This window comes from Epilithonimonas zeae, assembly GCF_023278365.1.
GTDB lineage: Bacteria > Bacteroidota > Bacteroidia > Flavobacteriales > Weeksellaceae > Epilithonimonas > Epilithonimonas zeae_A.
The window spans coordinates 1,531,520-1,545,576 of record NZ_CP075338.1 but is presented as its reverse complement, the minus strand read 5'-3'; the positions used below and the strand labels follow the sequence as shown (position 1 = coordinate 1,545,576).

The 14,057-nt window shown below is 37.2% G+C and carries 15 protein-coding genes; 5 read left to right on the top strand and 10 right to left on the bottom strand.

Going from position 1 to position 14,057, the window contains the following annotated elements; all coding sequences use genetic code 11:
* Positions 1–65: 65 nt before the first annotated feature.
* The 5 genes from KI430_RS06775 to KI430_RS06755 form a co-directional block, all read right to left on the bottom strand.
* On the bottom strand, positions 66–1,691 hold the full coding sequence (locus KI430_RS06775; protein ID WP_248877493.1) for an NADP-dependent glyceraldehyde-3-phosphate dehydrogenase: 1,626 nt from the start codon (positions 1,689–1,691) through the stop codon (positions 66–68).
* Between the two features lie 238 nt (positions 1,692–1,929).
* A complete protein-coding gene (locus KI430_RS06770; protein ID WP_248877492.1) occupies positions 1,930–2,319 on the bottom strand; it encodes a hypothetical protein in 390 nt (129 codons plus the stop codon).
* 59 nt (positions 2,320–2,378) lie between these two features.
* Complete coding sequence (gene pelA / locus KI430_RS06765; RefSeq protein WP_248877491.1) at positions 2,379–3,392, bottom strand: pectate lyase; 1,014 nt, start codon at positions 3,390–3,392, stop codon at positions 2,379–2,381.
* An 85-nt stretch (positions 3,393–3,477) separates the two neighbouring features.
* On the bottom strand, positions 3,478–4,143 hold the full coding sequence (locus KI430_RS06760) for a hypothetical protein (protein ID WP_248877490.1): 666 nt from the start codon (positions 4,141–4,143) through the stop codon (positions 3,478–3,480).
* Positions 4,144–4,281: 138 nt separating this feature from the next.
* The gene (locus KI430_RS06755; protein WP_248877489.1) at positions 4,282–5,040 is read right to left on the bottom strand and encodes an NAD(P)-binding domain-containing protein; all 759 of its coding nucleotides are present in this window, start codon (positions 5,038–5,040) and stop codon (positions 4,282–4,284) included.
* 146 nt (positions 5,041–5,186) lie between these two features.
* On the opposite strand from KI430_RS06755, the gene KI430_RS06750 reads away from it, so the two are divergent.
* Positions 5,187–5,894, top strand: a complete 708-nt coding sequence (locus KI430_RS06750; RefSeq protein ID WP_248877488.1) for a hypothetical protein — start codon at positions 5,187–5,189, stop codon at positions 5,892–5,894.
* A gap of 366 nt (positions 5,895–6,260) precedes the next feature.
* Positions 6,261–6,680, top strand: coding sequence for an endonuclease domain-containing protein (locus tag KI430_RS06745; RefSeq protein ID WP_248877487.1), 420 nt, complete (start codon positions 6,261–6,263; stop codon positions 6,678–6,680).
* 98 nt (positions 6,681–6,778) lie between these two features.
* Here KI430_RS06745 and KI430_RS06740 read toward each other — a convergent pair whose 3' ends face one another.
* A complete protein-coding gene (locus KI430_RS06740; protein WP_248877486.1) occupies positions 6,779–8,767 on the bottom strand; it encodes a urocanate hydratase in 1,989 nt (662 codons plus the stop codon).
* A gap of 274 nt (positions 8,768–9,041) precedes the next feature.
* Here KI430_RS06740 and KI430_RS06735 point away from each other — a divergent pair, with 274 nt between their 5' ends.
* Positions 9,042–9,431 (top strand): acyl-CoA thioesterase, encoded by a 390-nt coding sequence (locus KI430_RS06735; protein ID WP_074233725.1) that lies wholly within the window; start codon positions 9,042–9,044, stop codon positions 9,429–9,431.
* A gap of 38 nt (positions 9,432–9,469) precedes the next feature.
* Here KI430_RS06735 and KI430_RS06730 read toward each other — a convergent pair whose 3' ends face one another.
* The 4 genes from KI430_RS06730 to KI430_RS06715 all read right to left on the bottom strand — a co-directional run bounded on the left by KI430_RS06730 (position 9,470) and on the right by KI430_RS06715 (position 13,170).
* Positions 9,470–9,769, bottom strand: coding sequence for a hypothetical protein (locus tag KI430_RS06730; RefSeq protein WP_120212963.1), 300 nt, complete (start codon positions 9,767–9,769; stop codon positions 9,470–9,472).
* A gap of 63 nt (positions 9,770–9,832) precedes the next feature.
* A complete protein-coding gene (locus KI430_RS06725) occupies positions 9,833–10,810 on the bottom strand; it encodes a 2-hydroxyacid dehydrogenase (protein ID WP_248877485.1) in 978 nt (325 codons plus the stop codon).
* Between the two features lie 310 nt (positions 10,811–11,120).
* A complete protein-coding gene (locus tag KI430_RS06720; protein ID WP_074233728.1) occupies positions 11,121–11,801 on the bottom strand; it encodes a DedA family protein in 681 nt (226 codons plus the stop codon).
* Positions 11,802–11,892: 91 nt separating this feature from the next.
* Positions 11,893–13,170, bottom strand: a complete 1,278-nt coding sequence (locus tag KI430_RS06715; RefSeq protein WP_248877484.1) for a replication-associated recombination protein A — start codon at positions 13,168–13,170, stop codon at positions 11,893–11,895.
* 137 nt (positions 13,171–13,307) lie between these two features.
* Between KI430_RS06715 and KI430_RS06710 the strand changes: the two genes are divergently transcribed.
* A complete protein-coding gene (locus tag KI430_RS06710) occupies positions 13,308–13,844 on the top strand; it encodes a DUF2975 domain-containing protein (protein ID WP_248877483.1) in 537 nt (178 codons plus the stop codon).
* A 3-nt stretch (positions 13,845–13,847) separates the two neighbouring features.
* Positions 13,848–14,054 carry a helix-turn-helix domain-containing protein gene (locus tag KI430_RS06705; RefSeq protein ID WP_248877482.1) on the top strand — a complete coding sequence of 69 codons (207 nt, stop codon included), beginning with the start codon at positions 13,848–13,850 and terminating at the stop codon, positions 14,052–14,054.
* The last annotated feature ends 3 nt before the right edge of the window (positions 14,055–14,057 follow it).

The following is a 14,057-nucleotide window of genomic DNA, read 5'->3' as shown; positions in this document are numbered from 1 at the left end:
CCGCAATTGATATCAACTGCGGACAGAATTTGAAAGGTCTAAAAACTAGAATCTATCTAGTATTTTTAGAAAATATAATCCGTACTCAGGAAATTAGAATCGTGATCTCTAACGATGGTGTTCAACAGCTCTTTATTAGAATCGGTTACTTTTGCCGCTACCAAAGATCGGATTGAGAAAGATCTCAAAGCATCAAAAACAGAAAGTGTTCCTTCCGCACTGTCTTTTCTTCCGGTAAATGGGAAAACATCTGGGCCTCTTTGCGCTTGACAGTTGATGTTCACACGGCTTACCAAATTTACAAATGGATCAATTAATTTTGAAACTTCCATAGCATCTTCGCTAAAAATGCTGACTTGCATCCCGTGGTCTGCGTTCACTTGATAATCGATAGGTTCTTCAATCGTATCAAATGGCACCACTGGAATCACTGGCCCAAATTGCTCTTCGTGGTACAATTTCATTTGGTCATTCACAGGATAAACTACGGCAGGGAAAACAAAAGAGGCTTCGTTGTAACCACCATTTTCGTTCAGTACTTTTGCACCTTTTGAGATAGCATCAGCGATACATTCTTCCAAATAAGGTGGTTTGTTGACTTCCGGAAGTGGTGTGATTTTCACATCTTTTTCCCAAGGCAATCCTCCTTTCATAGCCGAAACAGCTGTTGTTAATTTCCGAGTAAATTCTTCCGCCACATCTTTCTGAACAAAAATTAATTTAAGCGCTGTGCAACGTTGTCCATTGAAGGATAATGAACCTAAAATACATTCACTGACAGCAACATCCAGATTGGCATTTTTAGTAACGATGGCAGCATTTTTAGCATCGAGACTTAGAATTGCTCTCAATCTGTTTACTTTTGGATGAAGTTTTTTCAAACCATTAGCGACTTTACTGGAACCAATAAAAGCCAGAACATTCACTTTGCCGCTTTCCATAATCGGCGTGATGATTTCTGAACCTTTTCCATATAATGTATTCACTGTTCCTTTTGGAAATGCTTCTTGGAAAGCTTTTAATAAAGGATAATGAGCAAGAACACCATGTTTTGGTAATTTAAACAAAATCGTATTTCCCATAATCAAAGCGGGAATCAATGTTGTAAAGATCTCATTCAATGGATAATTGAAAGGTCCCATACTCAACACAACGCCAAGTGGCGCTCTTCTTATTTGGGCAATTGTTCCTTCTGCTTGCTGGAAGCGGGAAGATTCTCTGTCCAGATCTTTCAATGCATCGATGGTTTGGTTGATGTAATCTGCTGTTCTGTCAAATTCTTTTGTAGAATCGGGTAGGGTTTTACCAATTTCCCACATCAGTAATTTGATGACCAAATCACGTTCTTTAATCATCAGATATACAAATTTTTGCATACATTTGATTCTGCCTTCTACAGACATTGTAGGCCATTCGCCAAGTCCGTTGTCGTAAGCTTTTACGCATGCATCCAAAACATCCAGTGCTTCTTTTGGTCCGATATTCGGGATGCTTCCTAGAAGTTTTCTTTCCAATCCGTTTGCTGTTGGGATGCAAACTGGTGAATAGATTTCGGTAACATCGCCATTCCATTGAACCAATTCTCCATTGAGAAGATATTCTCTCTGATGGATGATGGGAACTTTATATTCTTCGGGAATTTCGTTTTCTGATTTGAATAGGTTGTTGAAATTGTTTTGTGCTGAACTCATAGTTTTTTATTTAATGTGAAATTAAATTCGATTTTTCGAAGTATAAATTTAGAGATAAAGATTGATTCTTGGTGTTTGTTAACATAGATTTATTCTATGCGGAAATCAAAAAAACTCAACTATGAATTGAGTTTTGGTTTAAATATATTGCAGATGCTTCGACTCCGATCAGAACGACAATTCTAATGCAATTTGCTAGATGTAAATCTGAGCGAAGTCGAAAATCTTATATGTAGAATCATTTACCATCTGTCGACTTCAAAGCCCACGCAATCAAGGCTGGTTGCATAAACAATCTTGCAAATCTCTTATTGTCTGTGTTGAGTCCGAAGGCGTTTCTTCTTTCTTTATATTGTGTATAATTCCCAGGAAAAACAGCAGTGAATAATCCTGCAGCAACTTTTCCTACTATAGATTCATATTTCTTTGGTGCCGCGATCACTGCAACTCCCATAGCGATTTCCACAATTCCCGAATAAACTACAGTGTCGTCTTTTTCCAATGGTACCCATTCCGGAACTTGGGCTTGAAATTCTTTTCTTGCGAAGGTGAGATGTCCGATTCCTGCAGAAATCAACATTGCTCCTAATCCGTATTTTGCGATGGTTTTGATTGTGTTTGCTTCCATAATAAACGATTTTTATGGAAGCGGTTCAAGAATGATTCCAAATGCCAATTCTTACACAACTATTCTGTCAAGTTATTATTTGCCAACCAAGTTGGATAATCTTTATCAATCAGTTTTTTTGGACTATCCACAAACCAACTATAGCCGTTTCTTCTTTCTGCAGAAACTTCGCTGTAGTTGTATTTAATGCTTCCGTCTCGGTCGCCAAAAATTGGTTTGTTGGTTTCCAAATCATAGAATCTTGCCCAAATAACCGAGTTCTTATCCGCCGCCAAAGTTCTTACAGCCTTGTTATCTTTCTTTACAACGTTGTAGCTGTAACCTTCGATTTTATTGGTTTTGAACCATTGGATTGCAGACTTTACGGCTTTCTCAATCTCGGGATTTTGAGGTTGCATCATCAAAAATTTAACAATACTTACCGATTCTGCACTTGCCAGTGAAGCAGGTTCAAAAGCTCTTGCTTTTTCTGGTTTCAAAGTGATTTCGTTGTATTGGTCTCCCCAGATGGTTGGTTTTTCTTTTTGGACGAACTGCGTTTTCAGAATGCAGTCTATACCTTTTTCAACAGCCGATTTGGACTTAATTTTTAAATTTTCATCAATAATTTCAAAACCATTTTTGCCTTCTGCTGTATTGTATAGAATACTCAGAGCATTAATCATTGCATTATCATTATAAGTGATTTGCTTTCGATAGATAGCAGAGTTCGGATAGTATTGAGGAAAACCACCGTTGGTATATTGCATCGTCAGAAGATAGTTGATTCCTTTTTCTGCGGACTTGAGATAGCTTGGGTTTTTCGTGGATTGATAAGCCTTAATGAGGATGGTAATCTCTTTCGTGGTCGCATTGTTGTCTATGGTGGCGTGGTCGTCTCCGGAAGCTTTTATTTTGCTTAATAAAACTTTGTCGATGGGTAAACTATAGTCCACGGCTGTTTTATCTACGTGTTTTCCCCAACCACCATTTGGAAGTTGATAGACCAAAACCTTCTCAGCTAAAGTATCTTTTGTCTGTGCGGTACAAGACAGCACTGTTAAATTTAATATCAATAGAAAAGTTGATCTCATAAACAATGATTTTGTGCAATCGGTTGCGCTTTGCTAAGATAAACATATTTAATAATCTAAAGCAGATAAAATATGAACGTAAAATTTATTTTTCTTTCCTCTTCAGAGTAATCATTACCGCACCGTTTTTCCCTTTTGCACCATATTTGGAAGTAGCGTCTTTGCCTTTTAAAACTTTAAGATTCTTGATGTTATTGGGGTCGATCTGCTGAAATTGTTTATTGGTAATCATTTTTCCCTCAACAATGTATAGAGGTAGGTTTTTTTCGTTGATGAATAAAGGCGCTCCTGTATTTCTAATTTGTTGTGGATTAGGTTTATCCACATCTGATACTGCAATCTTTCCAAGTGGAAAAGGTTTATTCTGGTCTCTTTTATGAGGTGTTGTTTTAGGACTCGAAATTGGTGCTACTTCTCCTTTTACTTGGACAGGAACATCTGTTTTTGTTGGAGGATTCACCTTAGGTTGTGTTTGTGCAGAAACAATGCCTCCGGACGTGAGGACAACACCAACTGCAAATTTTGCAAACAGAGAATTGAGGAAAGAATAGCTGAGATTTCTGTCCAACTGATCGGGGCGGAAACTGGCGCAGATGTTGGGGTTCTCGGAAAGATCTGCAATTATTTCGAGATCTGTTGCGGTGGTGAAATCTCTCACACTCTTTGAACAGACTTGGCAGAATCTGCCTTTTTCTTCGGGCGTCATATTCGCCCAGTTTTCGTGACACGGTTTTGGGATGGTAACTTTCATAGCTTGATCTTTTTGATTATGAGCAATTGCTTTGATGTTGATCGATGCTTCAATTTCGGATTGAGGACGATCTCATCAGATTGCTTTCTAATGACTAAGATGCACACTTTTGAAAAAGGTTGGAAACCCGCTTGTTTTTTACAAATGAAAATACTGTGGATCGGGATATTGGAACTTAAAATCCAATTCCTGAATCAGTTTGGCGGGCGAGATGGTTCTGTCTTTGGTAGCACGCTCGCCAGAGTAGGAGAGTCCTTTCTGGGCATTGATAACTTCTTCTTTGTTGGGATGGTTGGGCGCTACGATGTTGTAAACCTTGGATTGGGATTGTTGCACCAGCATTTTTTCGATAGCGGTACAGATATCGGCGTAATGGATGTGATTTACTAACTGATCGAGATTGGAGATGTTGTAGTTCTTGAGCAATCTCTGGTCGCCCATCAAGCCAGCTAATCTGAGGATATTAGTTTGGGGGAATCTTTCCAAAATAAAGCTTTCGCTTTCCACTTCCTGTACTGGTTTGTCGGTCTCGATGTAGTCTTGTTCGGTCTCGGGATAGACACCTGTGGAGCTGAGGAGGAAGAGCTGACCTTTGTAATCGCCGAGGAAATTGAGGAGGTTCTGGCGTTTGTCATTCATCGGAATCTGTGCGCCTCGGATCCCCGAAAACGGTACGCTGATGATGATGGCGTCCAGATCTTTGGCGACTTCCCAAGTTTGCATCTCCGCATCCAACTCGTTGGGGAAACTAACCAGAGTGGCGTGATAGCCTTTGGCGTTGAGGTCTTGTGCTTTGGCGGGTGTGGTTGTGGTGGCGAAGATTTTGTATTTGTCCGATAGCCTTTCTGCGATGTGATTGCCGAGCCAGCCGAAACCGATGATTCCTAGGTTTTGCATTGTGGGGATTTTGTGGGGTAAATTTATTGAATCTTTATTAATTAATATTTTTTCATTTTTTTTGTTTACGGATAACCGTAAATAAAAAATGTTTTTTTTATTATTTTTGGTCCTTAACTATAAACAAATAATAATTTTAAAAAACCATGAAAAAAACAATTGTTTTTTTAACTATTTTTTTATCAATAATTAATATTAAAGCTCAAGAAGGTATTAATTTATTGACTTATGCTAACACCCAGGATATTAATTTTTTCAATTCGATTAAAAATGGCGCTCAAGTAAAAGAATATATTACCACTAGTAAAAATAGTGTAAAAGTAGGAGATACTTTGATTTTAGGTTCACCAACTTCTCAAGAGACAAATACTAGAACTTATGCTGGTAGTTATGGTAATCAATTAAGAGGAGGTGTAGCACAATCACGTAGCACTAATAAAAAAACATACGAATTTATAAAAATGGGAAGACCTGCCGGATTTGGTAGCATTATGACTGCAATGAGTGGAGATGCACAAATTATGGCAGATAATAGTTTAAAAAATACAACTGTTATAGTCAATGAAATGAAAACATATCATAGAGGTAGTAAAAATAAACCTTTATACATAGTTATGGTTTTGGGAGAAATAAACGGAAGAGCTTTTGGTATAAACAAGTATTTGAGTGTAATGGATACTGAACTAGCAATTGAATCTGGTGAAGTTTTATTGAAAAACAGAAAAATGACTAGAGATGAAGCTATTGCAAAGTTAAAAGAAGCTAAAGAATTAATGGAAATTGATATGATGAGTAAAGAAGATTTTGAGAAATTAAAAACAGAGCTTGCACCAATTATTACAAATAAAGACTAAGAATAATACTTCTTTTATTAATTTAAACTAATATCAAAAACTAAAATAATTTGTTAGCTAGAACTATCAGATAAAATAAATTGAAACCTGCTACGAAGTAGGTTTTTTTTAGATTTTCTTATTGCGAAACAATCTATTGGAGTTTTCTTGTGAACTGAACAGATTGCTTCGTTGTTCCTTCTCGCAATGACGTTTAGAACAAACTCTCATCCACAAAATTCGGCAATGTCAACTTTCAAATTCGGGTCCGGTGGAAATTCCCCTCCTTTGGAGGGGTGGCAGAAATTCGGAGAATTTATGACGGGGTGGTGTATATATCAACAATTTCACTGAAAAAAATGTAAATTCGTTCAAACATAAACACAAATGTCCGAAAAGCAAATACTCACCCAGATTGATGGCATCATCATCTACCGCAATTTTATTGAAGACCTACCATACAATCCTCATCTTAAGCGATTAACAAGAGAAAAAAGGAAACTTGGGATTTTATCAGAAGTTCTTTTTTGGAAACAAGTTCGAAACAGAACTTTTCACCAAATAGATTTTGACAGGCAGAGAATTATCGGTAATTATATTGTCGATTTTTATGTGAAAACTTTAGGACTTGTGGTTGAGATTGATGGATTAAGTCACGACTTTAAACAAGAGTATGATTTGGAGAGGACAAAGTATTTGGAAAGTCTGGGACTAAAAGTCTATAAAATCTCAGATTGGAATGTAAAGCATAATCTCTCTGCAATTATGAAAGATCTTGAGGATTTTATTATCGATAATTATAGTTGAAGTTAATTTAAATTAACGGGGTGAAGTGATTTATTAAAGATAACCACCCCGTCAAAATTTTATCAAATTTTGCCACCCCTCCAAAGGAGGGGAATTTTTTAGTTCAAGAGATTTTCATCCACAAAATTCGGCAACGTCACTTTCAAATTCGGTTCAGCTTCCATCGCTCTTTTAATCGCAAAAACAGCACCTTCATTTCTTGCCCAGCTTCGTCGGGAAATTCCGTTGTTGACGTCCCAGAAAAGCATTGATTTTAATCTTCTGTCGGCATCATCGCTTCCGTCAAGCAACATTCCGAAACCTCCGTTAATTACTTCGCCCCAGCCAACGCCACCACCGTTGTGAATACTCACCCAAGTCGCCCCACGGAAACTGTCGCCAATCACATTGTGAATCGCCATATCTGCCGTAAATCTCGAGCCGTCATAAATATTGGAAGTCTCTCTGTACGGCGAATCCGTCCCCGAAACATCGTGATGGTCTCTTCCCAAAACCACCGCTCCAATTTCTCCGTTGGCAATTGCTTTGTTGAAGGCTTCAGCGATTTTCATTCTTCCTTCGGCATCGGCGTACAGAATTCTCGCCTGCGAACCAACGACCAGATTGTTTTCCTGAGCACCTTTAATCCACGTGATATTGTCTTTCATCTGCTGTTGGATTTCCTCGGGCGATGTTTTAATCATTTCCTCTAAAACGGCACACGCAATATCATCCGTTTTCTGCAAATCTTCAGGTTTTCCGCTGGTACAAACCCAACGGAACGGCCCGAAACCATAATCAAAACACATCGGTCCCATAATATCCTGAACGTAAGATGGGTATTTGAATTCCCTTCCAATCGTAGGATTTTCAGACATTACATCGGCTCCGGCTCTAGAAGCTTCGAGTAAAAAGGCGTTTCCGTAATCGAAGAAATAGGTTCCTTTTGCTGTATGTTTATTGATGGCGGAAGCGTGTCTTCTCAAGGTTTCCTGAACTTTTTCTTTGAATAATTCAGGGTTTTCTGCCATCATCGTATTCGATTCCTCAAAGGTTTGCTCGACCGGATAATAACCTCCAGCCCAAGGATTGTGTAGCGAAGTCTGGTCTGAACCGATATCGATTCTTAAATTTTCTGCATCGAATTTCTCCCAAACCTCAACGATATTTCCAAGATAAGCCAGAGAAACCGTTTCCTGATTTTCCTGAGCTTTTCTCACTCTTTCTACCAAGTCATCCAGATTTTCGTGAATTTCATTCACCCATTTCTGATCGTGACGGATTTTGGTAATCTTCGGATTCACTTCCGCAATTACCGTAACGCAACCTGCGATATTTCCAGCTTTTGGCTGAGCTCCGGACATTCCGCCCAAACCTGAAGTTACGAATAATCCGCCTTTTGGCTCCTTATTTATTTTTCTGAACGCATTCAGAACAGTAATCGTCGTTCCGTGAACAATCCCCTGCGGACCAATGTACATATAAGACCCAGCCGTCATTTGTCCGTACTGTGTTACCCCCAATGCATTGAATTTCTCCCAATCATCCGGTTTGGAATAATTCGGAATCATCATTCCGTTCGTCACGACTACTCTTGGTGCATCTTTGTGTGAAGGAAACAATCCCATCGGATGTCCGGAGTACATCGTCAATGTTTGTTCGTCAGTCATTTCAGACAAATATTTCATCGTCAAAAGATACTGCGCCCAGTTTGAGAAAACTGCACCATTTCCACCATAAGTTATCAATTCGTGAGGATGTTGCGCCACGGCATAATCCAGATTGTTTTGGATCATCAGCATAATCGCTTTTGCCTGCTCCGATTTTCCCGGATATTCTGCAATATCTCTGGCTTTCATCTCATAATCGGGACGGAAGCGGTACATATAAATTCTGCCGTATTTTTCCAGTTCTTCTTTAAATTCCGGCAATAATTCTGCGTGGAATTTTGGTTCGAAATAGCGTAAAGCGTTTTTCAGAGCGAGTTTTTTCTCTTCTTCTGAAAGAATTTCTTTACGTTTCGGAGCGTGATTGATACTTTGTTCGTATGGTTTTGGCTGAGGTAATTTGGATGGAATTCCCTGTTGTATTTGTTGTTGGAAAGTCATTGAAGGTTTATAGTTTAAGGTTCAATGTTTAAAGTTTGTTTTGTGGTTTTAAAGATATTCAATTTGAAAAATACTAACAAAATCTTTCATATAAATTGATATCACTTATATTTGCACTCGTAAAAATAAAGGGTGAATCGTGTGCAAGTCACGAGCTGTCGCGCAACCGTGATTCGCTGAGGCGGAAAGTCGGATCCCCAAAAACTTTCGCGATTTGAAGTAGAAATTTGATTTTCTATTCATTTCAATGTTTAATCTAAATTCTAAAAAAGAAATGAATTACGAAGACAAAATCCAGCAATCGGAAACGCGTGTTTTCAAAGTGGTTTTCCCAAATACTACGAATCACCACAATACAATGTTCGGTGGAAAAGTGATGGAAATGATGGATGAAGTTGCTTTTATGACGGCAACAAGATTTGCAAGGAAATCTTTTGTCACCGTAAGCTGTGACAGAATTGATTTTAAAAAGCCAATTCCTGCAGATACTTTGGTAGAATTGATTGGAAAAGTAAAATATGTTGGGAATACCAGCGTAAAAGTCAATATCGAAATATTCATCGAGGAGATGTATGCTGACACTCGTGAAAAAGCTGTTTCAGGAGATTTTACTCTTGTCGCTATTGATGAAAATAAAAAGCCGGCAAGAATCTTTGAAAACTAGAAATAAAAAAGCTTACTGTATTCAGTAAGCTTTTGGTTTTATTCGATGAGGTCTTCGTTTTGTTCTTCGTGATCGTCCTCGTTGTCACTTTGGCTGTAATAATTATTTTCTTCGTCCGGCAATTGATCGTTGATCTGTTCAAAATTATCATCATCTTCTGCGCCCGGAACATCTAGTCCGAATGGCATTTCGTCATTAACCTGACTTGGATCTTTTATAGGATTTCCATCGCCGTCCAAAGGAACGTGTTCTTCTCGGTTAAAGATATCTTCGCCCGGATTGTAATCCATTTCTCTCAATTTTCTTTCTTGTTCGTTGATGTTATCTTCTGGTGTCATAATATTTTGATTTTAGTTAAGACAGCTAAGACAAATATGATTCCAAGCTGAGATTTTTAAGAATTAATTATCATAAATTTCGGGATTGACACAAGTTGGCATTTTTTCGCCTTTTGCGAAAGCCACTATGTTTTCCGCCGCCAATTTTGACATTCCATTTCTGGCTTCTATGGTTGCTGATCCAATATGCGGAAGAACACAAACATTCGGGAGTTGCAGTAGGGGATTTTCTTTATCCATCGGTTCTGGATTAGTAACGTCTAAACCTGCGCCCCAGATTTTTCCTGATTTTAATGCTTCGAACAGATCTTTTTCATTGTGGAAACCACCTCGTGCTGTATTGATGAAAATCAAATTCGGTTTCATTTTTTCGAACGTTTCTTTGTTGAAAATACCAGCTTGTTCTGCTGTGTAATTGGCGTGAATACTGATGATATCTGACTCTTGAACTAATTCATCAAAAGTGACATATTTTGCTCCGAGTTCTTTCTCAGCTTGTTCATTATGACTTCTGTTATGATAGATGATGTTCATTCCGAAAGCGGCTTTGCATTTTTCTGCCATTTCGAAACCGATCCTTCCCAAGCCAAAAATGCCTAAAGTTTTGTTATATAATTCTTGACCGAGCTCTTCCAATGCATCAAAGTCTTTCCAATTTCCGGATTTTACCTTTTCAACATTATAATTGACTTTTCTGGAAACCATTTGCATTAAAAGAAAAGCTACATCGGAGGTGGCTCTGCTGAGAACATCTGGCGTGTTTCCAATTGGAATTTTTCGTTTTGTAGCCTCTGCAATATCGACTTGGTCAAAACCTACTGAGAATAGTGCAATGGCTTTTACATTGGGGCAGTTGTCGAAGAATTCTTTGTTATATTTATTTTTTCCACCAACGTTTAGAATGATGTCTGCTTGTTTGCAGTTTTCCAGCCATTCTTCGTATGATGGATTTTCGGTTTCAGGTGTTATGATTTCCAGATTGTTTTCTTTTAAAATATCAATTCCGATTTGTGGAATTCTATTGTTGATGAATACTTTCATTTTTGAATTGATTAATATTAATTTGTTGGTTTTTAATTTAACACAAAGCTCTCAAAGTTTTTTATTTAACCTGTATGTTTTTAGGTTCACAAAGGCGCTTCTATTATAAAAGGTTTTAAACACCGAATTACAAACAGCCCGGTCTGAGTGGGGCTCTTTTTCTTTTTTATAGAAAAAGAAAAAAGCGGGACGGAGGACGGATAAAGCTGCCCAAGCCTAAAAAAAAGGTTCAACATAGTCAAATTCTAAAATGCAAAAACCGGAAATGACTTCCGGTTTCTATATTTTGTCTGATATTGATTATCAAAAATTATTCCTGTGTTGGTCTTTCTTTGTCTTTTGAGAAAAAGAATTTGATAATAATTGGCAAAGTGGTGACCAAAACTATGATTAGGATAATGATTTCCAGTTTTTTCTTGAGGTCGATTCCAAACTGATCCATAAATAATTTGTCCAGATAATGTCCTGCGTAAATCATTGTGAATGACCAAAGTATAGCGCCTATAACGTTGTAAAAGAAGAATTTTGGTTTGCTCATTTTTACAATTCCCGCAACGATAGGCGAGAAGGTTCTCACTATTGGTAAGAATCTGGATAAAATAACTGCTACAGCGCCGTGTTCTTCGAAGAAATCGTGGGCTTTGAACAAGTATTTTTTCTTGAAAAAGAATGAGTCTTTTCTCTCATACAACAACGGTCCGCTTTTGTAACCAAACCAATAACCGATTTCGTTCCCGATAATAGCTGCAATAGCAACTGCAGTTGCTAAAATAGTAGTATCCAGAAAATCTGAACCTGTGGAACCAAAAGTGGTATCAATAATTTGAACGGCGTAAATCCCGGAAATGAAAAGTAAACTGTCGCCCGGTAAAAAGAAACCTACAAACAGCCCGGTTTCTGCAAAAATGATGAATAAAATAAGCCAAAACCCACCTAATTTGATGTAAAATTCTGGGTTCAGTAAGTCTTTCCAACTCTCGAAGTGTTCCATAGATATATGTCTTCAGCAAATATATTAAAAGCAATCTGAAATAATTGGTTTAAAATAAATTTTTAGGATTATTTAACGTAAACCACGATGTTTAGTAATATTTGTCACCCCATTTGTCTTTGAGTTGTTCCTTGATTTTTTTCTCTGTAGAGTTATTAGCCGGTTGATAAAATGCTGTACCTTTTATGTCATCTGGTAGAAATTCTAAATCTACAAAGTTACCTTCATAAGAATGCGCATATTGATAATCTTTACCATAATTGAGATTTTTCATCAGTTTGGTTGGTGCATTTCTAAGATGCAACGGAACGGGCAAGTCGCCGGTTTTTTTTACAAAAGCCATTGCCTCGTTGATAGCGTTATAAGTTGAATTGCTTTTTGGAGAAACGGCAAGGTAAACGGCTGTTTCACTCAGAATGATTCTTGCTTCCGGATTTCCAATTACATTGATAGCTTGGAAGCAATTGTTTGCGATTACTAATGCATTTGGATTGGCTAAACCAATGTCTTCTGCTGCAAGAATCATCATTCTTCTTGCAATGAATTTGATGTCTTCTCCGCCAACCAACATTCTGGCCAACCAATAAACTGCGCCATTGGGATCAGAACCTCGCATCGATTTGATGAAAGCTGAAATGATATCATAATGCTGCTCACCATTTTTATCATACAAAGCCATATTTTCCTGCAAAACAGAAAGTACGTCTTTGTTGGATATTTTATTTTTCTTCGCTGACTTGAATTGATTAAGAACCAACTCCACAGAATTAATCAATTTCCTTGCATCACCTCCAGAATATTGGATGAAGGCTTGCTTTTCTTCAAGAGAAAATTTGGTATTATTTAATTCGTTGTATTTTGAAGTGCTGATGTCGGCTAATTCTTCCAGCTTTTCAAAAGTCAATGCTTTCAGAATATAGACTTGAGAACGTGACAATAAAGCCGAAACAACTTCAAAGCTAGGATTTTCTGTTGTAGCACCAATAAGAACAATCCAACCTTTTTCAACGGCGTGAAGCAAAGAATCCTGTTGAGACTTATTAAACCTATGAATCTCATCAATGAACAAAATCGGACTTTTTCCTGAAAAAAGATTTTGCTTTTTAGCTTCATCAATCACGTCTCTTACATCTTTCACTCCAGAAGAAACAGCAGATAGTTTATAGAATTTCCTGCCGGATTTTTCAGAGATAATTTCTGCCAGTGTTGTTTTTCCAGTTCCCGGAGGTCCCCAAAAAATCAATGAATTGATGGTGTCATTTTCCAGCATTTTGCGGATCGTTCCATTTTTTCCGGTCAAATGTTCTTGCCCTAAAACATCGTCGAGAGTTTTCGGACGTAAGATTTCTGCAAGTGGAGAATTGTTCATATTTCAAAATTACGGAATTAAAAGACTTTGTTGAAATTTTAACTTTGTTAAAAATAAAATTATTTGATAAGAAGAAAATATTTATTGTTTATCAATAAATATTTATTACATTTGAATAATATTTAAAATTTAAAAAAATGTCAAAAACAAACAATTTCATATTTTGGGGTTTATATGCCATAGCTTGGATAATATTTGTAGGCTTATCGATTGAGGCAGGAGGATTAATCGTCAATTTCGTTTTCCATCTTTGTAATCCTGAGCTTATCCAAAACCTCTATCAAAAGGTAGATTTAACCCAAATGTATAAAGAAAGTAGATTTGAGTTTTTTAGCATTTACAGCTTTATTTTAATCATTTCAATTCTAAAAGCTGTTCTTTTTTATACGGTGATTACACTAATGCATAAAATGAATCTGTCAAAACCGTTTAGCACTTTTGTTGCAAAGAAAATTTCAATGATTAGTTATTATAGCCTTTCAATAGGATTATTGAGTTACATTGCAAAACAAGTTGTTGAAAATTTGAATGACCACAGTTTTGTTCCTGCCAACTTAAACCAATTTTTGGCAGATAGTGAAGGATTTATTTTTATGGGAGCTGTAATTCATATTATTGCTCAGATTTTCAAAAGAGGCGTGGAATTACAGGAAGAAAACGATTTAACAGTTTAACTTATGCCAATAATTGTAAACCTAGACGTAATGATGGCAAAACGAAAAATGTCATTGAATGAGCTGTCTGAAAAAGTAGATTTAACACTTTCCAACCTTTCGATTTTGAAAACCGGAAAAGCAAAAGCTATTCGTTTCAGTACTTTGGAAGCAATTTGTAAAGCTCTGGATTGCCAGCCTGCGGATATTTTGGAATATCGGGAAGAATAAAAA